A 26,137-nucleotide genomic window follows, 5' to 3' on the forward strand; every position below is an offset into this window, starting at 1 on the left:
TATGGCTGAAGTTATAAAAATGCCTCGTCTGAGTGATACCATGACTGAGGGAAAAGTATCTAAATGGAACCTAAAAGTAGGAGATCCTGTAAAAGAAGGCGATATCTTAGCAGAAATTGAAACAGATAAAGCTGTTCAGGATTTTGATTATGATGGTGATGATGGTATCCTTTTATACCAAGGAGTTAAAGAAGGTGATGCTGCACCGGTGGATTCTCTGTTAGCTATTATCGGAAAAGCAGGGGAAGACATCAGCGCATTAATTGGAGGTGCTAATAGCAATTCCACATCTTCCGAACCAACAACTAATAACGACTCTAGCAATACGAATACAAATTTTACCCCTTCTGCTTCTGTAGAAATCCCTAAAGATGTAGAAATTATCAAAGTTCCTAGACTTAGTGATACCATGACTGAAGGTAAAGTTTCTAAATGGAATGTCAAGGTAGGTGATACTGTTAAAGAAGGTGATGTTATTGCTGAAATAGAAACAGATAAAGCGGTTCAAGATTTTGAATACGATGGTAACGGCGGAGTTTTATTATACCAAGGAGTAAAAGAAGGAGATTCTGCTCCAATTGAATCTTTATTGGCTATCGTAGGACCTGCAGGTACGGATGTTAGCGGAATTATTGCCGGACGCTCTTCTGCTTCTACAGCAACTTCTAAACCTGCTGCTTCTGAGCCGGCAGCTGCCGCATCCAATGACTCTAAACCTTCTTCAGAAGCTAATACAGTTTCATCCGACAACGGTAAAATATTCGCTTCTCCTTTAGCAAAGAAAATTGCTAAAGAAAAAGGAATTAGCCTAGATCAAATTAAAGGAAGTGGAGACAATGGAAGAATTATTAGAAAAGATGTTGAAAATTTTGTTCCATCAGCTTCCACAACTACAGCTTCTGCCTCTTCAGCTAAATCTGCGCCGGTTGCTCCGCAAATAACTCCGGGTGTAGACACTGAAACACCAAATTCTTCCATGAGAAATGCTATTGCTAAAAGTCTTAGCCACAGTTTATTTACTGCTCCTCATTACAATTTGGTATTTGAAATCAATATGGATAATGCTATGGAAGCAAGAAAAGCTATCAATAGCCTTCCTGATACCAAAGTATCTTTTAATGATATTGTAATTAAAGCCGTTGCAATTGCTTTAAGAAAACATCCGCAAATTAATAGTACTTGGTCCGATACTAAAATTATCCACCGTGGAAATATAAATGTAGGAGTTGCCGTAGCAGTTGAAGATGGATTAGTAGTTCCGGTAATTAAAAACACCGATTACTTATCTTTAACTCAAATTTCATCAGCAGTAAAAGACTTAGCCGGAAGAGCTAGAGATAAAAAATTAAAAGCTAATGAAATGGACGGATCTACTTTCACTATTTCTAACTTAGGAATGTTTGGAGTGGAATCTTTCAATTCTATTATTAATCAACCGAATTCATGTATTTTATCCGTGGGAGCTATCATACAAAAACCGGTAGTGAAAAACGGACAAATTGTGGTTGGTAACACAATGCAAATATCATTGGCATGTGATCACCGTGTAGTAGATGGTGCTACCGGAGCTCAGTTTTTACAAACTCTTAAAATGTATCTTGAAAATCCGGTATCATTATTGGCTTAAGAGATTAAAATATTTAATTAAAAAACACTCAATTCTTTACAGAATTGAGTGTTTTTTTTTAACTTTATTTTATTATTACTTAGCTTAACTTTTTTAAATATATATTTTTATGTCCAATTTTACTCTTACTATGATAAAACCCGATGCTGTTTCTAAAGGTCTAACGGGAACTATTTTAAAAGATATTACTGAAGCCGGTTTTAGTATCATTGCTTTAAAACTAACCTCCCTCACCTTAGCAGATGCCCAAAGATTCTATTCAGTACATCAAGGCAAACCTTTTTTTGAGGACTTAGTGAATTTTATGACCTCCGGACCTATAATTGCAGCTGTTTTAAAAAAGGAAAATGCTGTGGAAAATTTTAGAAAGTTAATCGGTGCTACCAATCCCGATCAGGCAGAAGAAGGTACTATCCGAAAAAAATATGCTGAAAGCACACAACGAAATGCTATTCATGGATCAGACAGCGACGAAAATGCAGCGATTGAAGCTCATTTTCATTTTGCAGAAAGAGAAATCTATTCTTTCTTATAAATAATTTTTGTTTTAGCAAATAGATCATACAGGATAATTATTTTACCCATTTTTATAATTTATTAGTAACTTAGGTGCATATAATAAGTATTAAATATGATTAAAGTCTTAGATCTAAAATATGAAGAGTATTCCCAATGGGAAGATCTTTCCGACCAAGACTTAGTAGTAATTAATAAGGCTAAAGAAGCCCGTAATTCTGCTTATGCCAACTATTCAAATTTTAAAGTTGGAGCCGCCTTATTATTAGATAATGGTAAAATCTTAACAGGTAACAATCAAGAGAATGCCGCTTATCCCAGTGGTTTATGTGCTGAAAGGACCGCTATTTTTTATACTATAGCAAACTATCCGTCTGCTAAAATAATAAAAATGGCTGTAGTTGCCGGAAAAGATGATAATAGTTCCATTCCTGTCTCTCCTTGCGGAGCCTGTAGACAAGTACTTATTGAATACGAATTCAGACAAAAAATGCCTATTGAATTTCTATTTACCGGTATGAAAGGAAAAGTAATTAAATTTAACCAATGTGCTGATTTACTACCCTTTTCTTTTAATGAAAGTGCTTTATAATTATAATGAATAAACTATAAATGATAATAATAACAACTAAAAATATTTTTCATCTCCCAATAAAATGGCCTGTTTTGAACAAAAATAATTAATATGAAAGTTACAGAACATATTTCCAATGCAAAGGGAAAAACTTTATTTTCCTTCGAAATACTCCCGCCTAAAAAAGGAGAAGATTTACAAAATATATTTTCCAATATTGATCCTTTAATGGAATTTAATCCTCCTTTCATTGATGTAACCTATCATAGAGAAGAATACGAATATAGAGAGTTACCTAATGGATTGATACAAAAAATTGTTACAAGAAAACGTCCCGGTACAGTGGGTATATGTGCTGCAATTCAACAAAAGTATAAAGTTGATGCAGTGCCTCATTTAATATGTGGTGGGTTTAATAAAGAAGAAACTGAAAATATTCTTATCGATTTTAATTTTCTAGGTATTGATAATATTTTAGTTTTACGAGGAGACCCCATTAAAAGTGAGGGTATATTTAAACCACACTCTCAAGGACATTCATATGCTAATGAACTGGTTTCTCAAGTTCAAAACATGAATTCAGGTAAATATCTTCATGAAGAATACGCTCATGGAGCTACTGATTTTTGTATTGGTATAGCCGGATATCCTGAAAAACATTTTGAAAGCCCTAATTTAGATACGGATTTAAATTATTTAAAGCAAAAAATTGATGCCGGAGCTGATTACATTGTTACTCAATTGTTTTATGATAATACTAAATATTTTGAGTTTGTAAAGAAATGTAGAAATGTCGGAATTACTGTTCCGATCATACCCGGCATAAAGCCTGTATCCATAAAAAAACATCTCACCATTCTTCCAAACATTTTTCACATAGATATGCCTCAAGAATTAGTTATGGCCGTAGAAAAATGTAAGGATAACAAAGCAGTGTATGAGGTGGGAATAGAATGGACGGTTAGTCAATGCAAGGAATTAATGAAGCAAGGAGTTCCAGTACTTCATTTTTATTCAATGGGAAGATCTGAAAATATAAGAAAAATTGCTAAACAACTTTTTTAAATGCAAAAAATAAAATTAAAAAATATAAAAATTTACGCCTATCATGGATGCTTAGAAGAAGAAGCTAAAATTGGTTCCTTTTATATAGTTAATGTGACAATATGGTTAAATTTAGAAAAATCAGGAAGATCTGATGAGCTTAATGATACTGTTAATTACGGAATTGTTGCACAAATAGTTAAAGATCAAATGGCTGTTCGTTCCAATCTTTTAGAACATGTTGCCTATCGAATTATAAGAGAAATAAAATTTCAATGTAAAAAGGTAAAAGCTGTAAAAGTCTCTGTAGCAAAGGTAAATCCGCCTGTACATGTAAATTTAGATCAGGTAAAAGTAACTTTTAAAAAGAAATTTTATTAGATTTTAATTTTAATTCAAAAAAAATTGTAGATTTGCAATCCAACAAAACGGCTTCGTGGCCGAGTGGCTAGGCAGAGGTCTGCAAAACCTTGTACAGCGGTTCGAATCCGCTCGAAGCCTCAATAAAAACCATCTCAAATGAGATGGTTTTTTTATTATTCCTTATTTTGTTTAACTCTTGCCCAATTGGCGATCAATCGATCCGGAGTCTTACAAGCTCTTTTTTTAAGTACAAAACAATTTCTTTTTACAGAAAAAGAATTTCGGTCGTAAAGCATATCTTCTTTCATCTCTTCTAATTCTTTCTTTCTACACTCAGCTGCTTTTTCCGGATTAAAAGGTTTTTTCGAGGCTTTTTTATTTACTTCTTCTGCTTTTTTAGATTCTACCCATAACCATTCATTGAAATTGTTTATTTCTCTGGGACCTATAGAGTCAATTAATCCGATCTCCAATGCCCGGGTTACACTTACGGGTAAACATTCTTCGGTTAGCTTTCTAGCTTGTTGCTCTCCCACCCGTTTAGGCAAAGTATACGTCCAATATTCTGAACCATATAACCCCATCGTGGCATAATGAGGATTAAGTATTATTCCATCTCTGGCAGCTACAAAATCAGCTGTTAAAGCTAACATTACTCCTCCCGCTCCGGCACTTCCTGTCACACCGGCAATTACCCATTGTTTCGTATCTAAAAGTTCTAAACATACATCGTCTATAGCATGTATATTTTTCCAGGCCTCTTCTGCCGGATTTTCTGCTGCTTCTATCGTATTAAGGTGTACACCATTGGAAAAAGCATTGTATCCTCCTTTAATTATCAACACATTCGTTTCCTGTTCTTTAGCAAATTGAATAGCTTTTATCATCCTTTCGCATTGTTGGGTACTCATTGCACCATTATAAAAATTAAAGGTTAACTCTCCTATTTTTCCTTTTTGGGAATAATGTATTGTACTGTACTCCTCATTAGATAAAACCGTATCGTACAATGAAAGTGTTAAATCTTTTAGACTTTCTGCTTTTTCTTTTAAAACTTGTACAGCCGGTAGTTTAAAGGGCAATTGGTCTTTAGCTGCTCTTTTTAAAGAACCAATCCATAGGCTTTTTTCTCCTGCTCCAATTAAAACTGCATCTTCACGGCGGGCTAAAAGTTTTCCCGCTTCACCTTCACGATGATCCAAATATGCATCATATATATAAAATTTTTCACCTTCTATTTCTGCTAATACACCGGGTATTCCTTCTGCTGAATTTACTATATTTAAAATATCTTTTGCCGAACTAGTCCATTCAAAATGACGATCCGATTGTTTCATATTAGGTTCTAGCCTTCCCTTTACGTTTTCGTTATTATAATCTAATGGGATGGGTTTTTCTTTATTTATAAATTTATCAATAACCTCAAAAATACATTTTATAGCGGCATCACTTACAAAATTGTTATAAAGCTCTGATTTTCTTATTAAAGCAGGTTTTTTAAATTCATGACTTGCCCAAATAGGACCGGCGTCCATTTCTTCTACGGCTTGTAAAGCAGTTACTCCCCATGTGTCAAGATTTTTTAAAATTGCCCAGTCTAAAGAAGAGGCTCCTCTATCTCCTCTAATACCCGGATGGATAATTATGATAGGTCTTGTCTCATTTTTCCAAAGAACTTCAGGCACTCTATCTTTTAAAAAAGGACAAATAACAAGGTCCGGATGGGCTGTTTCGATTGAATCTATAACCTCTTGTTCTGTGGTAAAAAGTAAAAAACTAACCTGATATCCTGCTTCTTTCAATGAAAGCCAGACTCTTTGGGTTAAGCCATTAAAGGCTGACGAAAGCAAGATAATATTTAATGTATTCTTCATGATTTCTAATATTATTTAATTCAAAATATAATTTTTGTTTACCTAACAAATATATATAAATCAATTAAATATTATTAGGATATTAATATAATTTAAATTTATATTATATTAAATAGTTTACAGACTCTTCAAACTTATTAATTGAATTGATAATAAAAAAGGCAGATTTTTCAAATCTGCCTTTTTTATTATATTTTATAAAAGTTTATATATTTTCAAGTATAATTGCACTAGCTCCTCCTCCTCCATTACAGATTGCTGCCGCTCCATACTTTGCATTATTTTGTTTTAACACATGGATTAAAGTAACTATAATTCTCGAACCGCTATTACCTAAAGGATGCCCTAAAGAAACAGCGCCACCATTTACATTTACTTTTGAACTATCTATGTTTAGTATTTTAGCATTCGCTAATCCAACTACGGAAAATGCTTCATTGAACTCAAAAAAATCAATATCATCTAAAGATAAATTTGCTTTTTTTAGGGCTTTGGGAAGAGCTAAGGAAGGTGCTATGGTGAATTTTTCAGGCTCACAAGCAGCATCTGCATAGGAAATAATTTTTACTAACGGTTGTAAACCTAATTCTTTAGCTTTCTCAGCTGTCATTAGTATTAGTGCTGATGCTCCATCGTTTAAAGTGGATGCATTAGCTGCAGTTACAGTTCCTTCTTTCTGGAAAACAGGGGATAATTGTTTCAGCTTATCGAAATTTACATTTTTAAATTCTTCATCTTCTGAAATGACTATGGGATCTTTTTTTCTCTGAGGGACAGTCACAGGCACAACTTCATCTTTGAATTTACCGGATTTCCATGCTAATTCCGAACGTGTATACGATTGTATGGCGAAAGCATCTTGCTCCTCTCTGGAAATGTTATACTCTTCTGCACAAGCATCTGCACATATACCCATATGATTGCGATCGTATACATTTATCAACCCGTCTTTTAGTAAACCATCAACTAACTTTTGATCTCCCAACTTGTTTCCAATTCTTCCTTTTGTTAGATAATAAGGTACTTGCGACATGGATTCCATTCCTCCTGCCACTACTATTTCATTATCTCCTGCTTGAATGGATTGTGCGCCAATCATTACCGCTTTCATTCCTGAAGCACATACTTTGTTTATGGTAGTACAAGGGACGTTATTCGGTATTCCGGCTCCCAATGAAGCTTGTTTAGCCGGTGCCTGTCCTACATTGGCCTGTAAAACATTACCCATAAAAACCTCATTGATTAAAGTTTTTTCCAATTTAATTTTATTCAGTGCCCCTTCAATGGCTGCTGACCCTAATTGAACCGCTGAAAGGCTTGATAGACTGCCTAAAAAACTTCCTATGGGTGTTCTCGCAGCAGAAACAATAACTAGTTCTTTCATTTTTTAATGGTAGTATATTTTTAATCTTTAATTTTTTACTGTTGACTTGTGGTAAATATACTTATTTTTACTTTATCATATAGTATTTTGCTTCTATTCTTATTATTAAAGAAAGATGAAAATTAATATAGTACACACAAGAATGTTTTAAAAAATTTTTATGCTTCGTCTAAATTAATGGTCAATGTTTTTGTTTTAGGATGAGCCATACAGGTTAGTATTTTACCTTTATTTAGATCATTTTCTGTTAAGACTAAGTTTTCATCTAAATATACTTCCCCTTCTGTTTTAGCACAAATACATGCTCCACAAACTCCTCCTTTACAAGAATAAGGAGCCTCTACTCCACTATCCAGCAAAGCAGTAAGTAAGGAAGAACCGTTATTTATCCAATTCATCGTTTTTGTGTTTTTCCGAAATGTATAGGTCACTTTTACTTCTTTAACTGTAGACCGTTTGACTCTATCATCAAAAAAAACTTTTTCAACCGGCTCATACAATTCGTAATGTATATTTTTTTTAGGGATACCTTGCTCATAAATAGCATTAGCCAGGGTAACGATCATATCTTTTGGACCGCAAATTAGCGCTTCGTCCAATTCATCCCAATCCATAATTTGATTGATGATTAATTTTATTTTGTGAGCATCCAATTTTCCCTCAAAAAATTTATCTTGCATTTCTTGTCGGGTATAAAAAAAATAAGGAAAAAAATTAGCAGGATTTTGTTTTTGTAATTCAGTCAATTCATCTTTAAAAATTGCTTCATTTTCATTCGTATTACCATAAAAAAGATAGAATTGAACGTTAGGCTCATGATATAAGGTATCTTTGATAATGCTTACAATCGGGGCTATACCGCTACCGGAGGCAAATGCTGCCAAAGTTCTTTTTTCATTGGGTCGCGAGGGTATTCCAAAAGTTCCCATCGGAGCAGAAATCGATACAAGATCTCCTTCCTTCACATGGTTTTGCACAAATTCAGATACAAACGCATTTTTAGCCTTTTTTACAGCAAAAGACAGATATCCTTCATACGGTGCAGTGCATATCGAATATTCTCTTTCAAAGATTTCTCCATTGATCTCAAATTGAAAGCGAATAAACTGTCCCGCTTTCCAACGGAATATAGATTTTAATTCTTCAGGAATTGACAAGTCTAATCGAACACTTCCTGCAGTAAGCGGTATCACTTTTTGTACACGTAAGGAATAAAATCGCATTATTTTATTATTTCTTTTAGGTCTGCAAAAATACCGGATTTAAATTAAAAAAATCTTAAATCGTTTTGAAGGTTTATCCGAAAAATAATGTGATTATTTGAAAAAACAGATTTAAACACAACTTTTACGGTATGGTTTCCGCATGGTTTTGTGAAGAAATTATACTGTCAACAATATATTTAGTGTATCCTCTCCAAGGTAATGCTCCGAAATATTCTTTATAGTGCAAGATAACATCCTTTCCGGTAAGCTTCATTAATTGATGTGCCAATTCTTCATTATCCACAGAAAATTCAAATTCATTGGATTGCATACCTCCGGTGGTTCTTGATTTGAATCCGGTTTGAATTAATTTTCCTTCATAAGTTTTAAAAATAATCCCTTTATGCATGATATAATTTAATTGCCCGGACTTTACACTGCTGTCTCCGTAAGGTACGTAATAATACACATAAAATATTGCAACCCCTAAAACGCTGATAATTAAGAATAGGATTATTATTGTTTTTTTCCATGAACCTGATTTATTTTCCATATCGAACTTATGTATTTTTCTGAATTAATTGTATTCATTTTCTTTTTTGTCCCATTAAGTGAATTACCATAGTTCGATACTTATAATCATCGTAAAAATTAGTTTATCAACTTTTTATAATCCAAATTTATTCCAATTCGTACAATTAGTAATATATTTGCAGTTATTTTTTTCACCATACCTATAACTATGGAAAAATCATCTCAACCAACCGGTACCGCTTTCACCTTGTTGTCGTTATTAGCACTATCTCATATGTTTAATGACACATTGCAATCGGTTATACCTGCCATATATCCACTTTTAAAAAATTCATTGGCTTTAACGTTTACTCAAATAGGTTTGATAACCCTTGTTTATCAAATGTCCTCCTCTTTATTCCAACCCATAATCGGAATTTTTACCGACAAGCACCCTCAACCCTATTCTTTACCCGTTGGAATGACTTTCAGCATGATGGGCGTTATATCCCTGGCCCTTGCCACTAATTTCACTCATGTGCTATTAGCTGTTTTTTTTACAGGATTAGGATCGTCCATATTTCATCCGGAAGCTTCTCGTCTTGCCTATCTGGCTTCGGGAGGTAAGCACGGTCTGGCTCAATCCATCTTTCAAGTGGGCGGAAATTTCGGAAGTTCCATAGGTCCTTTAATTGCATTATGGATCATAACTCCTTATGGGCAAAAAAATGTGGGATGGCTAGCCATCATCGCTTTATTGGGTATTGGAATAATGCTTGTAATCAGCAAATGGTACAAAAAAAATTTAGTTCTTTTAAAAACCAAAAAAGAATCCGAAAAAAATATCGGAGATCAAAATTCCATAAATAATACTTCATTGCCTCGATCTAAGGTAGTTTTAGCTATAGGTATTTTATTACTACTGGTTTTTTCAAAATATGTTTATATGGCAAGCCTTACCAGTTATTATACTTTTTATCTTATTAATAAATTTGGTGTTAGTATTGATGAAGCGCAAATCTATCTTTTCGCTTTTTTATTTGCTATTGCAGCAGGTACAATTATTGGTGGCCCTGTTGGCGATCGAATAGGTCGAAAATATGTAATTTGGATTTCCATTCTCGGAACTGCTCCTTTTGCTCTCTTAATGCCTTATGCGAATCTTACTTGGACATGCATTTTAAGTATTTTCATAGGATTGATTTTGTCATCAGCCTTTTCGGCCATTCTCATCTATGCTCAAGAATTAGTACCCGGAAAGGTGGGACTTATAAGTGGACTTTTTTTTGGTTTGGCTTTTGGAATAGCCGGAATAGCTTCTGCTATTCTAGGTAAAATTGCCGATAAGACGGGTATTCAATACGTATACTATCTTTGCTCCTTTTTGCCTTTATTGGGATTGGTAGCATCTTTTCTACCCGAAACTAAGAAAAGAAATAAATAAGCTCCTAATTTTTTAATTTAATTGTTTTTTGTGTTAAGGTTGTTAAAATTATTAGGACCAATCAAAATCGGCAACAATTTTATACTGATTATAAACAGGGTCGTAACTGAAATACAAGTGTTTAAATCCATTGGTTAATAAAATATATTTGGATTTAATTTGCGTATTATATCGAGCGGCCTGTTCAAAGGTAGTTTGAGTAATAGGTATTTCTGGAGCTTTGCATTCAACCAATAATCTGGGTTCTGATTTTTTATACAGTAAGATATCCAAACGTTTGGTTTGTTGATTGAGGTTTATTTTTTTTTCTATTATAAACGCTGATTGAGGAATTTTTTTTTCGGATTTTAAATAAAAAATAATATGTTGCCTTACCCATTCTTCAGGTGTTAGAATTAACCATTTTTTTCTAACTTCGTCAAAAATATACCAAAGAGATTTTTCCTCCTTTATTTGAAAATTATATTTTTTTGGGAAATTTAAAACCGGAAGTTCCATTATTCTAATTATGAAAGAATATAATAATTTAGTCAAAGATATTAAAAATAAAAAGTTTCTGCCTGTATATTTTTTACAGGGTGATGAGCCTTTTTACATCGATAAACTTACCGAATTACTGGAAGAAAATGTCCTAAAGGAAGAAGAAAAGGCTTTTAACCAAAATATTATTTACGGTACAGAATCTGATTTGGATCAAATTATATCTTTGGCAAAGCAATTTCCAATGGGAGCCGATAAGCAGCTTATAATAATTAAAGAAGCAAAGGGATTGCCTTTTGACAAATCCGAAGCCTTTGATAATTATATAAAAAATCCTCAGCCTTCGACTGTATTGGTCATCAATTATAAATACAAATCTTTAGATAAAAGAAAGTCGGTGACTAAATTACTCAGTAAACAAGGATATATTTTTACAAGCGAAAAGCTATATGACAACCAAGTACCCACTTGGATCGGTTCATTATGTCAGTCTAACGGTTTGGAAATTGACGAAAAATCCAGGATTTTACTTGCCGAATTTTTAGGCACTGAACTCTCCCGTATTGATAACGAAATTCAAAAACTTAAATTAATTGTAGGTAATTCCAAAAAGATAACTCCTGAAATCATTGAACGAAATATTGGAATTAGTAAAGAGTACAACAATTTCGAATTAAGAAAGGCCATCGTTGAGAAAAATACAAAACAGGCTTATAAAATAATAGACTATTTTGAAAAAAACCCAAAAGCAAATCCTATTGTTTTGACTTTTGGAACATTAATAAGTTTATTTTCCAATATTCTTATCGTACACACTTTACCGATAAAAACTCCTCAAAATATAGCTAAAGAACTTCGTATTAACCCTTTCTTTGCTAATGAGTATTTAATCGCCATTAAAAATTATTCTTTAAAAAAAACTACTGCATGTATCGCTTATTTGCGAGATGCAGACATGAAATCCAAAGGAGTGGATGTGTCATCTCATGCAACTTCTAAAGATATTTTAATGGAAATGTTATATAAAATACTTCATTAATCAAAACATATTCATTACATACTTTTAAAATTTATTTAAACAACATATATCTGGTTTTAATTATATTAATTACATTTGGCATATTAAATTATTTATACCATGTCAGAATTAAAAATAATTGCAACCATACAAGTAAAACCTGACTATCTTGACGATGTTAAAAAAATAGTGTATTCCTTAGCAGATGGCTCCCGCAAAGAAGAAGGTAATATATCTTACGATTTACACGAAAGCATAAAAGATCCTTCAAAACTTTCTATAATTGAAGTATGGAAATCCCAAGAGGCTATTAATATCCATAATAATACCAAGCTATTTAAAGATTTTATAAAATTCATTGATGGCAAATATGATGAGTTAGATATTGATGTCATCAAACAAATTTACTAGATATATAAGATTATGTTATTAATTTATATAGTAACCCCTTCATTTATATAGATAATATAATTGTAATTTATTATTAGTGCTTTATTATATTTTTTATAAATTTGTACCAATCAATATAAACAAAAATGATTCAAACACATATACATCATCATTATTATTTACACACTTACAATCAGGTGAGGTAAGTAATTTTGTTATGCAAAATGTCAAAATAAATAATAGCCGCCTGAGTTTTCGGGCGGTTTTTTTTTAGGATCACTTCAATAGTAAAGAAATTTAAAAACTATGGCTAATGAGTAAACTGAAAATTGCTATCCAAAAAAACGGACGGCTAAGTCAAAAATCACTGGAATTATTGAGTGAATGCGGAATAAAAATTCCAAATGGTAATCAAAAATTGAAAACTGTATCAACCAATTTTCCTATTGAAATCTTATTTCTTAGAGATGATGATATTCCACAATATGTAGAACAAAATGTTGCCGATATTGGAATCTTAGGTGAAAACGAAGTTTGGGAAAAAGACCGAAATGTAGAAATCATAAAGAAATTAGGTTTCGGTAATTGCCGAATGTGTTTGGCTATACCTAAAGAAGAAACATATACGGGAATTGCTTATTTTAATAATAAAAGAATTGCAACTAGTTATCCTAAAATTTTAAAGAAATTTTGCAAAAAAAACAATGTAAAGGTTGAAATTGAAGAAATCGGCGGAAGCGTTGAAATAGCTCCGGGAATAGGTTTGGCTAATTGCATTTTCGATATTGTCAGCACCGGAAGTACACTTCTCATGAACGGACTAAAAGAAGTGGAAACCGTAACTAAAAGTGAAGCAGCCCTTATAAAATCAAAAAAACTTACTCAAGACAAACAAGAAATTCTAGATAAATTATTGTTCAGAATTCAATCGGTACTATATTCACGAGAAAATAAATACATCTTGTTGAATGCTCCTAATGAAAACCTGAAAGATATTATTTCTTTATTACCCGGAGTTAAAAGTCCTACTATTTTACCCCTGGCAAAAGAAGGATGGAGCAGCATACATTCTGTAATTAAAGAAGATAAGTTTTGGGACATCATTGAACAATTAAAAGAATTTGGAGCGCAAGGAATTTTAGTCATTCCTATACAAAAAATGATTCTTTAAATTTTTATAATAAAAGGAATAACCCATTCAGTTTACTTAACAATCAACCATTTTATCTATTAATAGAGCTCAAAAATGAACATTATAAAATATCCTCCTGTAAATGATTGGCACCATTTAGTCAAAAGACCTGAAAATGAAAAAGTTTCGTTATATGAAACCGTAAAAAATGTATTTACCGATGTAAAAAATGAAGGCGACGCAGCCTTAAAAAAATATACTCTTCAATTTGATGATGTGTCTTTAACTAGCTTTACTGTCTCCGAACAAGAACTTTTTGAGGCGGAATCATTAGTTTCCGATGAATTGAAACAAGCCATCATACAAGCTAAATCCAACATTGAAAAATTTCATTTTTCTCAAAAAGAAAAGAAAAAAATTATTGAAATACAACCCGGTATCGAATGTTGGAGGGAATCCAGAGCTATAGAAAAAGTTGGATTATATATTCCCGGAGGGTCTGCACCGCTTTTTTCGACCGTTTTAATGTTGGGAGTACCCGCTACCATTGCAGAATGTAAAGAAATTGTATTATGCACCCCTCCCAATAAAGAAGGCAAAATACATCCGGCTATTTTATATGCAGCAAAAACGATAGGTATCAAAAATATATACAAGGTAGGAGGTGTTCAAGCCATCGCAGCGATGACTGTAGGTACAGAATCCATTTCACCTGTCTATAAAATTTTCGGTCCGGGAAACCAATATGTAACCGCGGCTAAACAATATGCCCAAGAGTTTAAAGTCAGCATAGATTTACCTGCAGGGCCCAGTGAGGTATTAGTAGTGGCCGATTCGTCCGCTAATCCTGCGTATGTTGCTTCCGATTTACTCTCACAAGCAGAGCATGGCCTTGACAGTCAAGTTGTATTCCTAACCACGGATTCAGAAATTTTAAATCAGACCCTAGACGAGATCAATACTCAACTTGAAAGTCTTCCTCGAAAAGAAATTGCTAAAAAAGCTTTACGTAATAGTCTAGGTGTTTTATTGAATTCCTTAGAAGAATGTTTTCAATTGAGTAATCTTTATGCTCCGGAACATCTGATCTTGGCTATTGATCAAGCCAAAAACTATACACACTCTATTGAAAATGCGGGATCAGTATTTTTAGGCAATTACAGCTGTGAAAGTGCCGGAGATTATGCAAGCGGAACGAACCACACATTGCCTACTAATGGCTATGCACGAAATTACAGCGGGGTTTCTCTGGATAGTTTTTACAAAAAAATCACTTTTCAAGAACTAACTAAAGAGGGATTGCAAAAGATCGGAAATACTATAGAATTAATGGCTGAAGCTGAAGAGCTGCAAGCCCATAAAAATGCGGTAAGCATACGTCTACGAACCAATTAAACTAATTTATATATTTTATTTAAAAATAAATAGGGTAGAATGAACGCTTTTAATTCAATAAAAATAATAACCATGAAAAATATAAATCAACTGGCCCGTCCCAATGTGCTTGCCATGCATCCGTATTCTTCCGCAAGAGATGAATCAGGAGGAATAGAAGGTATTTTTTTAGACGCCAACGAAAACCCTTTTGGAAACAATAACCGTTATCCGGATCCTTACCAAAAGGATCTAAAACAAAAATTAAGTGAAATTAAAAACATTGCAACGGAAAAAATTTTTATTGGGAACGGAAGTGATGAAATAATAGATCATATTTATCGGGTATTTTGCAATCCCGGTAAAGACAAAGTCATGTTTTTCAGTCCAACTTTCGGAATGTACCAGGTAGCAGCAGAGTTGAACGATGTTACGATTGTTGATATTCCTCTAACATCCGATTTTCAAATCAATATCGAAGAAGCTCAAAAATATTTCAACGATGAAAATCTAAAAGTAATTGTTATTTGTACTCCCAACAATCCGACCGGCAATGCGATTAATCCAAAAGATATTGATTTTATACTAAAAAATTTTAACGGAATTGTTGCAATCGATGAAGCATATATAGAATTTACCGACCAACCCTCCTATCTGGAAAAAATGGATCAATACCCACATCTTGTACTGTTCCAAACGCTCAGTAAGGCTTGGGGTATTGCAGGAGTACGTATTGGTATGGCCTATGCTCAACCTGAAATTATTCATTTACTTAACAAAGTAAAGCATCCATATAACATCAGCGAATTGAATCAAAAGGCAGCTTTGGAGGCGCTGAATCAAAGCAGTGAATTTGAAAAAAGAAAAAAAATTATTCTTGAAGAAAAAGAAAAATTGCGTTCTGCTTTGGAAAAGCTATCGCTAGTAACTAAAATTTACCCGTCTGATACGAACTTCTTGCTCGTTGAATTCTCCGATTCCAATCAAGTTTTCCACCAATTAATGCAAGAAGGTATTATTGTACGAGATCAATCCTCCAAAATTAAAAACAGCCTTCGTATTACGGTTGGCTCTCCTGAAGAAAATTTAAAATTAATTAATTCATTATCTAGGCTAAACGATACCTTATGAAAAAAGTATTATTTATAGACCGTGACGGCACTTTAGTTAAAGAGCCTCCGATAGATTACCAATTGGACAGCTTGGAAAAATTGGAATTTTATCCCCTGGTTTTCCAAAGCCTTTCCAAAATATCTCGGGAGATGGATTACGAATTGGTTATGGTAACCAATCAAGATGGATTGGGTACCGAATCCTTTCCTGAAGAAACTTTTTGGCCTTCACAAAATAAAATCATCAAAGCTTTTGAAAATGAAGGAATAACGTTTTCTGAAATTCTGATAGACAGAAGTTTTGAACATGAAAATCTCCCTACACGAAAACCCGGAACGGGAATGTTAACTCATTATATAAAAGGAAAGTATGATCTCTCCCATTCGTATGTTATTGGCGATCGATTAACTGATGTACAATTAGCAAAAAATTTAGGCTGTCGTTCTATATATATGGGAACGGAAGAAAATTCCGGTACAGAATTACAAACGCAAAGCTGGGACGAAATTTATCACTATTTAAAAAAGCAACCCCGAAAAGCTAAAGTGATTCGTAATACAAAAGAAACCAAAATTTCCGTGGAAATAAATTTGGACGGTTCGGGAAAAAGCCTAATATCCACAGGCTTAGGCTTTTTTGATCATATGTTGGAACAAATAGCCAAACATGGTTCTATGGATTTATATATTAAAGTCGATGGAGATTTGAATGTAGATGAACATCACACAATAGAAGATACGGGAATTGTTTTAGGTGAAGCTATTTTACAAGCACTTGGAAGTAAAAAAGGAATTGAAAGATATGGATTTCTGTTGCCGATGGATGATTGCTTGGCTCAAGTAGGCATCGATTTCGGGGGGCGTCCGTGGATCGTTTGGGAGGCAGAATTTAAAAGAGAAAAGATCGGAGAAATGCCAACTGAAATGTTTTATCATTTTTTTAAATCTTTTAGCGATAATTCGAAATCTAACTTAAATATAAAAGCGGAAGGAAGTAATGAACATCATAAAATAGAAGCTATTTTTAAGGCCTTTGCAAAAGCTATCAAAATGGCTGTTAAACAAACCGATGATAATTTTGCCATTCCAAGCACAAAAGGCAGTTTATAATACAAAAACTTATTTTTTACTTCTTACCGTTTATTTCTTAAGTTTTAAATAATTAAGTAATTTAAACATTTAAGAAAAATTCATACTTTCAAAAATTATAAAAAATTCTTGTGAAAAATGATAGCAATTATAAAATACAATGCAGGTAATATTAAATCAGTACAAAACGCACTAACACGCTTGGGGGTTGAATCTGTTGTGACCGATGATCCCAACACGATAATACATGCCGATAAAGTAATTTTTCCGGGAGTAGGCGAAGCCGGAAGTGCTATGTCATATTTGCAGGAAAGAGGTATGGATGTTTTAATAAAATCGATTACACGTCCTTTTTTGGGGATTTGTTTAGGCCAGCAGTTAATGTGTTCTCATTCGGAAGAAGGCAACACCCATTGTCTAAATATCTTCGATGTTAACGTTCGAAAATTTCCTTCTACCGATATTGTGCCTCATATGGGTTGGAATACAATCTATGATTTGAAGGGAGAAATTTTTAAAAAAAATACTGACCATGATGATGTATACTTTTTGCATAGTTACTATGCGGATTTATGTGCAGATACTTCTGCTACCTGTACTTATATTTTACCGTTTAGTGCTGCTTTACAAAAAGACAATTTTTTTGCTACTCAATTTCATCCCGAAAAATCGGCAGATGTGGGAGATCAAATATTAAAAAGTTTTATTGAACTGTAATTTCCTGTTCAGATAAAAAGTTATCATTCAATCAATGGTATGTTACGAGAAAACCCTCGTAACTTTAATAAAAAATAATATAGCTGAAATAAAAAAATGAGAATTATACCCGCCATAGATATTATTAACGGAAAATGTGTACGTTTAACTAAAGGAGATTATTCTACGGAAAAAATTTATCGGGAAGATCCTTTGGATGCCGCTAAAGAATATGAGGATATCGGAATTCAATATTTACATGTGGTAGATTTAGACGGCGCAAAATCCAACCGAATCATCAATTATAAAACACTCTATAAAATAGCTTCCCAAACAAATTTAAAAATTGATTTTGGAGGGGGCTTAAAAAGCGATGATGATTTGAAAATTGCATTTGAAAATGGAGCTTCACAAATTACGGGCGGAAGTATTGCCGTAAAAAATCCTGAATTATTTCTTTCTTGGCTTTCAACTTTTGGAAATGATAAAATTATTTTAGGGGCAGATTGTAATCATCGAATGATAGCCACCCAAGGTTGGACAGAATCTTCCTCTTTAGATGTAGTTGATTTTATTAAAGAATATGAGAAAAAAGGCATTCGTTATGTAATTTGCACAGATATTTCCAAAGACGGAACTTTAGAAGGCCCATCAAATGAATTGTATGAAGAAATCCTTCAATCGACTTCCATACATTTAATAGCCAGTGGGGGGGTGTCTTCGCTGGAAGATTTGCTTAAACTAAAGGAACTAGGTTGTGAAGGCGCTATTATCGGAAAGGCTATTTATGAAGGAAAAATCAAATTGAAGGAACTTAAGCAATTTTTATAAAACGGGTAAAGTAATTTTATAGAAACTTTGTATGGTTACTAAACAATCGCTTTAGACTTTTCATGCAAATTTTAATTTTTTAAAAAAAATATAAAAAGAAGTGCTAAAAAAACGTATAATTCCTTGTTTGGATATAAAAAACGGCAGAACTGTTAAAGGAGTAAATTTTGTGAGCCTCACCGATGCCGGAGATCCGGTAGAATTGGCTAAAGCTTATGTACAACAAGGAGCAGATGAATTAGTTTTTCTGGATATAACCGCAACTATTGAAAACCGTTCCACCTTGCTTCACTTAGTAGAAAAAATTGCTAATGAAATTAACATTCCATTTACGGTAGGAGGAGGAATAAATTCCGTGGAAGATGTATTTTCTTTAACTCAAGCCGGTGCAGATAAAGTAAGCATAAATTCTTCAGCTGTAAAAAGACCGGAATTGATTTCAGAAATTGCTTCCCGTTTCGGAAGTCAATGCGTGGTAGTTGCTGTGGATACCAAAAAAGAAAATACAGGTTGGAAAGTGTATACTCACGGGGGAAGAACCCCGACTACAATTTTAACATTAGATTGGGTAAAAAAGGCGGAACAACTGGGAGCTGGTGAAATTTTACTTACTTCCATGAATAGTGACGGTACGAAAAACGGATTTTCTCTTGATATTACGCATGATGTTGCATCTAGCGTAAATATTCCCGTTATTGCTTCAGGAGGAGCCGGTACTAAAGAGCATTTTTCGGATGTATTTTTAAACACTAAAGCATCGGCGGCTCTGGCTGCCAGTGTATTTCATTTTAATGAGATTCCCATTCCCGAATTAAAAAGATTTTTAAAAACTAAAAATATTCCTATAAGATGAAATTAGATTTTGATAAAAGTAACGGATTGATTCCTGTAATTATTCAGGATGAACTTACCCTGCAAGTACTCATGCTGGGTTATATGAATGAAGAAGCCTTTGAAAAAACAAAAAGGGAAGGAAAAGTGACTTTTTTCAGCCGCTCCAAAAATCGATTATGGACGAAAGGAGAAACCTCCCATAATTATTTATGGGTAAAAAAAATTGATATAGATTGTGATCACGATACTCTTTTAATTAAAGTTTCTCCTGAAGGACCTACCTGTCATACGGGAAGTTATTCTTGTTTTGAGGAACAAAATGTAAAAGGATTTGTATATAAATTACAAAATATAATCAGTCAACGAATTGACGAAAAAGTAAACGGGTCGTATACCTATCAACTTTATCAAAAAGGAATTAACAAAGTAGCACAAAAGGTAGGTGAAGAGGCTGTTGAAGTTGTTATTGAAGCAAAGGATACGGATGATGTTTTGTTTAAGAATGAAGCAGCAGATCTGCTATACCATTACCTTATCCTTTTGAAAGCAAAGGGTTTTCAACTGGAAGATATTGAAAAAGTATTATTTGATCGAAACCATTAAATATAAGAACTGCAATTAAAAATTGCAGTTCATACTCTAATTTTTTCTATTTGTTTTTAACGCGTTGACTCATTTTCTTTCGGGTTTATGCCTTCTTTTTCAAATAAGTCTAAAAATTGATATTCATCCAATATATTTACTGTTCCCAATTGTTCAGCCTTTTTAAGTTTCGATCCGGCTTTTTCTCCTACTACCAAATAATCTAAATTTTTACTTACGGATGAAATATTTCTTCCTCCATTTTTTTCTACCAATTCTTCGGCATGTTCTCGTGTGAAAGCGGTTAATTTCCCTGTAAATAAAAAGGTTTTTCCTTCTAAAATATGAGAGATTTCTTCCTGAGAATCTTCTGTTTCGAAATGTAAACCTGCTTTTTTTAATCTGTCAATGAGTGCCAAATGTTCGGGTTTGGCAAAATATTCTTGAATGCTTATGGCTATTTTATTTCCTACATCAGCTGTATTTTCCAGTTCTTCTAACGTCGCATTTTGTAATCCCTCAATTGATTTAAATCTTTTAGCCAGTTTCTTGGCCATGGTTTCTCCTATATGACGAATTCCCAACGCATATAAAACTTTTTCAAAAGGGATTTGTTTTGAATTTTCGATACCGTCAATTATATTTTGAGCCGATTTATCAGCCATTCTATCCAGTCCGATTAATTGTTCTTTTTTTAAGGTATAGAAATCCGATATATCTTTGACCAATCCATTTTCATAAAGCATTGAAACCGTCTCTGCTCCTACGCTGTCTATGTTCATGGCCCTTCTGGAAACAAAATGTTCCATTCTTCCCATTACTTGTGGCGGACAAGCTTTTTCATTGGGACAAAAATGAGCAGCTTCTCCCGGTTCCCGAACTAAAGGTGTACCACAAGCCGGACAATTTTTAATAAATTCCAGCTTAATCGTGCCCGGTTCTCTTTTATCGTAATTCACATCCACAATCTTGGGGATAATTTCTCCTCCTTTTTCTACAAAAACCATATCATTGATTCGTAAATCCATATTAGCAATAAAATCTTGATTGTGAAGAGAGGCTCTTTTTACTGTGGTTCCTGCAACTAACACCGGCTTCAAATTGGCTACCGGAGTTATTGCTCCCGTTCTTCCTACTTGATAGTCAACACTTAATAATTGTGTTTCTACTTTTTCGGCCTTGAATTTATAAGCAATGGCCCATCGAGGAGATTTAGCCGTATAACCTAGTTCTTCTTGTTCTGAAATGGAATTTACTTTTATTACGACTCCGTCAATCTCAAAGGGAAGATGATATCTTTCCGTATTCCAATGTTCAATAAAAGCCGTTACCTCTTCTAGATTGGTACACAATCGGGCATAATTCCCTACCTTAAATCCCATGTCTTTAGCATGTTGCAAAGAGTCCCATTGGGTACTGTATCCTCTTTCATCAGTAAGTACATAATACAAATAGCAATCGAGGCCTCTTTTTGCCACCGCCTCGCTATCCTGAAGCTTTAAACTTCCACTAGCCGTATTTCTTGGATTGGCATAGGGTTCTAATCCTTCTTTTTTTCTTTCTTCATTGAGTTTATCCAAAGATTTTTTGGGCATGATTATCTCTCCTCTTATATAAAAACGTTGCGGATATTTACCTCTGAGATGAAGCGGAACAGATCGTATAGTTCTCACATTATGGGTAACATCATCTCCTTGAAAACCGTCACCTCGGGTAACTGCTTGAACTAACTGTCCGTTTTCATATAATATACTGATGGATAATCCGTCGTATTTTAATTCACATACATATTCTACTTTTTCATCTATAGATTTGGCTACTCTTGTTGCCCAATCTTTGATATCGTCAAATGAGTAACTATTATCGAGTGAATACATCCTTCTTTCATGTCTTACGGTAGGAAAAATCTTAGTTATTTGTCCTCCTACTCTATGGGTAGGTGAACCGGGACTGTCTAATTCCGGATTTTCTTTTTCTAATTGCTTCAGCTCATTCATCATTTGATCAAACTCATAATCCGAAACATCAGATTGATCTAATACATAGTATTTGTAATTTAAATCCGTTAGTTCCTTCCTTAAAAATTCAATTCTGTCTTTAGTATTACTCATATTTAGAATATTTATTCAAATTTATAAACAATGGTTGATATGTTAAATACTAATGGATACTATTTAGTATACTAAGTATTTTTTATCTATATTTTTATAAAAATCGATGCATTTTAGATTAAATTATACCAAAATACACAAATCATGCTCAATTTTCATTTATAAGGGATTATGCAAAATACATCGTATAATTTCTTTAGTTTTTATGAATTGATTTATTAATCGGGTTAGATACTAAACTTTTCGGTTACATATAAAAATATTTACATAAATTTGTTCTGTTAACATTTTTAAATAAATACTATGTCTCACGGATTATTAAAGGGGAAAAAGGGAATTATTTTCGGGGCGTTAGATTCTAACTCCATTGCATGGAAAGTTGCAGAACAAGCTCATGCAGAAGGAGCTGAATTTATCCTTACTAATTCCCCAGTCGCTCTTAGAAAAGGGGAACTTAACGCATTGGCTGAAAAAACCGGCTCTGATACGGTTCCTGCTGATGCCACTTCAATGGAAGATTTGAATAAACTTTTCGATCATGCTCTTGAAAAATTCGGAAAGCTTGATTTTATTTTACATTCTATAGGAATGTCTATTAATGTCAGAAAAAATAAAGATTATACTGATATAAATTATGAATGGTTAACTAAAGGCTGGGATATTTCTGCCGTATCTTTCCATAAAGTTATGAAAACTGCTTGGGATAAAGACGCTATGAATGAATGGGGTAGTATTTTAGCTCTTTCTTATATTGCCGCTCAAAGAACTTTTCCCGGCTATAATGATATGGCTGATAATAAAGCTTATTTGGAAAGTATTGCAAGAAGTTTCGGTTACGAATGGGGAATCCGTAACAAAGTTAGAGTTAATACAATTTCTCAATCGCCTACTCCTACTACTGCCGGAAACGGGGTAAAAGGTTTTGGTGGATTTATTGAATTTGCTGAAGAAATTTCTCCGCTTGGTAATGCTACCGCTGAGGAATGTGCAAATTATTGCATTACGTTATTTTCCGACCTAACCAGAAAAGTAACTCTTCAAAATCTTTTCCATGATGGAGGTTTCTCCAATGTTGGAGTTAGTGAAAGAGTTATGAAACGTTTTGAAAAATAATTGGTTAATAAAATTCTATAAAAAAAAGAGGCTTATTTTAAAGCCTCTTTTTTATAGAAATACTTTTATTTCAGTTTCGGTTGTAATTTAATTACTTGGTCATCATTAATATGATAGTATTTAATTACAGCGTTATAATCTTTGTAATCAATAGGCATTTTACTACTAAATGCATTACCGGAAGAGCTTCCCGGGATAATAACAATTCTAAAAACTTGTTTATTAATTAATCCAGGAGTTAAAGTCAAATCATAACTTCCACCGGCATAAATATTAAAATCTTCAATACTAAAATCATAATCATAAGAAAATTCGCTTTCAGTAATCCCATCATTATTCAAATCAACATAAAAAGTTCGAGGTATAAGTTGCCATACATCTTTACCGGAAGCATTTTCAGCAGAAAGCCTATATATTAATAAATGATCTCCGTTTATTATGGCCGGTCTAAGCTCTCCGTTGATCACCCAACCCAATTGACTGTCAAATCTAAAAGAACTTTCAATTTCAAATACTCTTGAAATTGTATCCGTGTTAACTACAACACTTCCTTTGTCATCATCGTCACTGCAACTAGTTAAAAATACAGTAAAGCATAATGTTAGTACTACTATTGATACTATTTTTTTCATAAAATTATATTAAAAAACTAATTTACATATTTTTCTTATAACAAAGACAAAAATGAAGGAATTAAGTTTAAAATCGTATCTTTGCATGTTCAAAATTTAACAAGAAAATGATATTAGTCCAGAATCTAGGTTTACATTTTGCAGGATCTTATCTATTTGAAAATGTAAATTTTAGAATTAATAAAAATGATCGTATTGGATTAGCGGGTAAAAATGGTGCAGGTAAATCAACTTTATTAAAAATTTTGTCCGGTGAGCAACCTTCAACTGAAGGAAATGTTGAAAAAGAAGGAGAAGTTCGCATTGGATTCTTAAAACAAGATTTAGATTTTGAGAAAGGAAGAACCGTATGGGATGAGGCAAAACTGGCTTTCAAAGAATTAAATATAATCAATGAAAAAATTGATACAATCAATCATGCTCTTGCTACAAGGACCGACTATGAATCTGAGGAATATCACAAGCTTATTCATGATTTAACCGATCTAACCGATCGATTTTCTCATTTAGGCGGCTACAATATTGATGGAGAAATTGAAAAAATTTTAAAAGGGTTAGGTTTTAAAGAATCCGATTTTAATAGGCTTACTGATGATTTTTCAGGAGGATGGAGAATGAGAATTGAGTTAGCTAAACTCTTATTGGAAGAAAATGATGTGCTTCTTCTTGACGAGCCTACCAACCATTTAGATATTGAATCCATCATTTGGTTGGAAAGTTTTTTAATTACTTATAGTGGAGCGGTGGTGCTGGTATCACACGATAAACAATTTTTAACCAATGTTACCAATCGAACCATTGAAATTTCCAATAAATCCATTCAAGACTATAAGGCTAATTATACCAAATACCTTATTTTAAGACAAGAAAGAAAGGAAAAACTTCTTCAGCAACAAAAAAATCAAGAACAAGAGATTAAGCGTACAGAACAATTAATCAATAAGTTTCGTGCAAAAGCTAGTAAAGCTTCTTTTGCTCAATCTCTTATGAAGAAATTAGATAAGGTTGAACGCATTGAGGTGGAAGATGAAGACATAACTCGTTTTAATATTCGTTTCGAACCGAGTATTACTCCCGGAAAAATAATTTTTAAAGCAGAAAATTTAGGTAAATCTTTCGATACTCATACTATTTTCGAAAATGCCAATTTTTACATCGAACGTGGAGAGAAAATAGCTTTCATCGGTCAAAACGGTCAGGGAAAAACTACTATGGCTAGAATTATGGATGGCTTATTATCTTATCAGGGTAAACTTGAAATAGGCCACAACGTTCAAATTGGATATTTTGCTCAAAACCAATCCGAAGAGCTAAATGCTTCTAAAACTATCTTAGAAGAAGCTGAAGATTCGGCTACAGAAGAATCTCGTCCTAAAGTTCGAGACTTGTTAGGTTCATTTCTTTTTCAAGGAGATGATGTTCATAAAAAAGTGTCTGTACTTTCCGGAGGGGAAAGAAATCGATTGGCTTTATGTAAATTACTTCTTCGACCTTTCAATACGTTGATAATGGACGAGCCTACAAATCACTTGGATATACAATCTAAAGCGATATTAAAACACGCCTTAAAGAATTTTACGGGGACACTGATTTTAGTATCTCATGATCGTGAATTCTTAGATGACTTAGCCGACAAGATTTTTGAATTCAGAAATGGAGAAGTAAAAGAATTTTTAGGTAATATCAATGAATATTTAGAGTATCGTAAAAAAGAAAATATGAGAGAAGTTGATATCGAAAAATCAACTACCCGTAAAGTGACCTCAGAAAATACACCTACTAATGCTTCTCAGGAAAAGCAATTTAAATCGAAAGAACAAAAATCGTTAGAAAATAAATTGTCTAAACTTGAAAATGACATTGAAAAAACAGAACAAAAAATTTCTGCTTTTGAAGATTTATTTAGTAAAGAAAACCCAAAAGAGGAAGATATTAAGGAGTATTCTGAATTAAAGGAAAAGCTTACCCGAATTACTCATGAATGGGAGAACATGTTTTCTCAATTAAACGGATAGGTACGGTATGATTTCCTTTTAAAGGATAGTTACCTATTATAAATGAAAGTAATATATTTTGCAATTAACCCTTTGTTCATCAGTATAATAAAACTCTATGTAAAGGGTTGTTTTTTTACCTTAATTTTTCAATTATTGGACTATAGAATTAAATTTAAATTAATAGTAACAGATTAAAGTAGGA

The 26,137-nt window shown here is 33.2% G+C and carries 25 protein-coding genes and 1 tRNA gene; 19 read left to right on the top strand and 7 right to left on the bottom strand.

Features of this window, described 5'->3' with window-relative positions; all coding sequences use genetic code 11:
- The first annotated feature begins 1 nt into the window (after nt 1).
- From GFV01_RS02180 to GFV01_RS02205, 6 genes are all read left to right on the top strand, one after another.
- Nucleotides 2–1,627 carry a 2-oxo acid dehydrogenase subunit E2 gene (locus GFV01_RS02180; RefSeq protein WP_160564491.1) on the top strand — a complete coding sequence of 542 codons (1,626 nt, stop codon included), beginning with the start codon at nt 2–4 and terminating at the stop codon, nt 1,625–1,627.
- Between the two features lie 109 nt (nt 1,628–1,736).
- Nucleotides 1,737–2,162, top strand: a complete 426-nt coding sequence (locus GFV01_RS02185; RefSeq protein ID WP_160557025.1) for a nucleoside-diphosphate kinase — start codon at nt 1,737–1,739, stop codon at nt 2,160–2,162.
- 96 nt (nt 2,163–2,258) lie between these two features.
- Nucleotides 2,259–2,735 (top strand): cytidine deaminase, encoded by a 477-nt coding sequence (gene cdd, locus GFV01_RS02190; RefSeq protein WP_160557024.1) that lies wholly within the window; start codon nt 2,259–2,261, stop codon nt 2,733–2,735.
- A 93-nt stretch (nt 2,736–2,828) separates the two neighbouring features.
- Nucleotides 2,829–3,782, top strand: coding sequence for a methylenetetrahydrofolate reductase [NAD(P)H] (gene metF, locus GFV01_RS02195; protein ID WP_160564493.1), 954 nt, complete (start codon nt 2,829–2,831; stop codon nt 3,780–3,782).
- Nucleotides 3,783–4,142 (top strand): dihydroneopterin aldolase, encoded by a 360-nt coding sequence (folB, locus tag GFV01_RS02200; RefSeq protein ID WP_160564495.1) that lies wholly within the window; start codon nt 3,783–3,785, stop codon nt 4,140–4,142.
- Between the two features lie 49 nt (nt 4,143–4,191).
- Nucleotides 4,192–4,262 (top strand) — tRNA-Cys (locus GFV01_RS02205).
- A 35-nt stretch (nt 4,263–4,297) separates the two neighbouring features.
- Here the strand turns inward: GFV01_RS02205 and GFV01_RS02210 are convergent.
- The 4 genes from GFV01_RS02210 to GFV01_RS02225 all read right to left on the bottom strand — a co-directional run bounded on the left by GFV01_RS02210 (nt 4,298) and on the right by GFV01_RS02225 (nt 9,140).
- A complete protein-coding gene (locus tag GFV01_RS02210) occupies nt 4,298–5,998 on the bottom strand; it encodes an enoyl-CoA hydratase-related protein (protein WP_160564497.1) in 1,701 nt (566 codons plus the stop codon).
- A gap of 205 nt (nt 5,999–6,203) precedes the next feature.
- A complete protein-coding gene (locus tag GFV01_RS02215; RefSeq protein ID WP_160564499.1) occupies nt 6,204–7,382 on the bottom strand; it encodes an acetyl-CoA C-acyltransferase in 1,179 nt (392 codons plus the stop codon).
- Nucleotides 7,383–7,540: 158 nt separating this feature from the next.
- A complete protein-coding gene (locus GFV01_RS02220) occupies nt 7,541–8,605 on the bottom strand; it encodes a 2Fe-2S iron-sulfur cluster-binding protein (protein ID WP_160564501.1) in 1,065 nt (354 codons plus the stop codon).
- A gap of 124 nt (nt 8,606–8,729) precedes the next feature.
- Nucleotides 8,730–9,140 (bottom strand): hypothetical protein, encoded by a 411-nt coding sequence (locus GFV01_RS02225; RefSeq protein ID WP_105296668.1) that lies wholly within the window; start codon nt 9,138–9,140, stop codon nt 8,730–8,732.
- Nucleotides 9,141–9,329: 189 nt separating this feature from the next.
- Between GFV01_RS02225 and GFV01_RS02230 the strand changes: the two genes are divergently transcribed.
- Nucleotides 9,330–10,544, top strand: a complete 1,215-nt coding sequence (locus tag GFV01_RS02230; RefSeq protein ID WP_160564503.1) for an MFS transporter — start codon at nt 9,330–9,332, stop codon at nt 10,542–10,544.
- Between the two features lie 51 nt (nt 10,545–10,595).
- Here the strand turns inward: GFV01_RS02230 and GFV01_RS02235 are convergent, their stop codons facing one another.
- The gene (locus tag GFV01_RS02235; protein ID WP_160564505.1) at nt 10,596–11,042 is read right to left on the bottom strand and encodes a type I restriction enzyme HsdR N-terminal domain-containing protein; all 447 of its coding nucleotides are present in this window, start codon (nt 11,040–11,042) and stop codon (nt 10,596–10,598) included.
- A 10-nt stretch (nt 11,043–11,052) separates the two neighbouring features.
- Here GFV01_RS02235 and holA point away from each other — a divergent pair, with 10 nt between their 5' ends.
- The 10 genes from holA (at nt 11,053) to hisIE (ending at nt 20,103) form a co-directional block, all read left to right on the top strand.
- A complete protein-coding gene (gene holA / locus GFV01_RS02240; protein WP_160564507.1) occupies nt 11,053–12,063 on the top strand; it encodes a DNA polymerase III subunit delta in 1,011 nt (336 codons plus the stop codon).
- A 99-nt stretch (nt 12,064–12,162) separates the two neighbouring features.
- The gene (locus GFV01_RS02245) at nt 12,163–12,453 is read left to right on the top strand and encodes a putative quinol monooxygenase (protein WP_160564509.1); all 291 of its coding nucleotides are present in this window, start codon (nt 12,163–12,165) and stop codon (nt 12,451–12,453) included.
- 292 nt (nt 12,454–12,745) lie between these two features.
- Entirely contained in the window at nt 12,746–13,603 is an 858-nt protein-coding gene (hisG, locus tag GFV01_RS02250; RefSeq protein WP_160564511.1) for an ATP phosphoribosyltransferase, read from the top strand.
- 75 nt (nt 13,604–13,678) lie between these two features.
- Nucleotides 13,679–14,959 (top strand): histidinol dehydrogenase, encoded by a 1,281-nt coding sequence (gene hisD / locus GFV01_RS02255; protein ID WP_160564513.1) that lies wholly within the window; start codon nt 13,679–13,681, stop codon nt 14,957–14,959.
- A gap of 72 nt (nt 14,960–15,031) precedes the next feature.
- On the top strand, nt 15,032–16,069 hold the full coding sequence (gene hisC, locus GFV01_RS02260) for a histidinol-phosphate transaminase (RefSeq protein WP_160564514.1): 1,038 nt from the start codon (nt 15,032–15,034) through the stop codon (nt 16,067–16,069).
- A complete protein-coding gene (gene hisB, locus GFV01_RS02265; RefSeq protein ID WP_160564516.1) occupies nt 16,066–17,160 on the top strand; it encodes a bifunctional histidinol-phosphatase/imidazoleglycerol-phosphate dehydratase HisB in 1,095 nt (364 codons plus the stop codon). Before hisC ends, hisB begins: the two co-directional genes overlap by 4 nt.
- Before the next feature lie 117 nt (nt 17,161–17,277).
- Nucleotides 17,278–17,856, top strand: a complete 579-nt coding sequence (gene hisH, locus GFV01_RS02270; RefSeq protein WP_160564518.1) for an imidazole glycerol phosphate synthase subunit HisH — start codon at nt 17,278–17,280, stop codon at nt 17,854–17,856.
- A 96-nt stretch (nt 17,857–17,952) separates the two neighbouring features.
- Nucleotides 17,953–18,666, top strand: a complete 714-nt coding sequence (gene hisA / locus GFV01_RS02275) for a 1-(5-phosphoribosyl)-5-[(5-phosphoribosylamino)methylideneamino]imidazole-4-carboxamide isomerase (protein WP_160564520.1) — start codon at nt 17,953–17,955, stop codon at nt 18,664–18,666.
- Nucleotides 18,667–18,766: 100 nt separating this feature from the next.
- Entirely contained in the window at nt 18,767–19,519 is a 753-nt protein-coding gene (gene hisF / locus GFV01_RS02280) for an imidazole glycerol phosphate synthase subunit HisF (RefSeq protein ID WP_160564522.1), read from the top strand.
- Nucleotides 19,516–20,103: a bifunctional phosphoribosyl-AMP cyclohydrolase/phosphoribosyl-ATP diphosphatase HisIE gene (gene hisIE / locus GFV01_RS02285; protein ID WP_160541792.1), complete on the top strand. Its 588-nt coding sequence runs from the start codon at nt 19,516–19,518 to the stop codon at nt 20,101–20,103. Before hisF ends, hisIE begins: the two co-directional genes overlap by 4 nt.
- Before the next feature lie 56 nt (nt 20,104–20,159).
- Here hisIE and ligA read toward each other — a convergent pair whose 3' ends face one another.
- Nucleotides 20,160–22,193, bottom strand: a complete 2,034-nt coding sequence (gene ligA, locus GFV01_RS02290; RefSeq protein ID WP_160564524.1) for an NAD-dependent DNA ligase LigA — start codon at nt 22,191–22,193, stop codon at nt 20,160–20,162.
- Between the two features lie 303 nt (nt 22,194–22,496).
- Between ligA and GFV01_RS02295 the strand changes: the two genes are divergently transcribed.
- Entirely contained in the window at nt 22,497–23,306 is an 810-nt protein-coding gene (locus GFV01_RS02295; protein WP_105296681.1) for an enoyl-ACP reductase, read from the top strand.
- A gap of 65 nt (nt 23,307–23,371) precedes the next feature.
- Here GFV01_RS02295 and GFV01_RS02300 read toward each other — a convergent pair whose 3' ends face one another.
- Nucleotides 23,372–23,938, bottom strand: a complete 567-nt coding sequence (locus GFV01_RS02300) for a hypothetical protein (protein WP_160541790.1) — start codon at nt 23,936–23,938, stop codon at nt 23,372–23,374.
- A 107-nt stretch (nt 23,939–24,045) separates the two neighbouring features.
- Here GFV01_RS02300 and GFV01_RS02305 point away from each other — a divergent pair, with 107 nt between their 5' ends.
- Complete coding sequence (locus GFV01_RS02305) at nt 24,046–25,953, top strand: ABC-F family ATP-binding cassette domain-containing protein (RefSeq protein ID WP_160564526.1); 1,908 nt, start codon at nt 24,046–24,048, stop codon at nt 25,951–25,953.
- Nucleotides 25,954–26,137: the final 184 nt, after the last annotated feature.

This window comes from Apibacter sp. B2912, from assembly GCF_009827835.1.
GTDB lineage: Bacteria > Bacteroidota > Bacteroidia > Flavobacteriales > Weeksellaceae > Apibacter.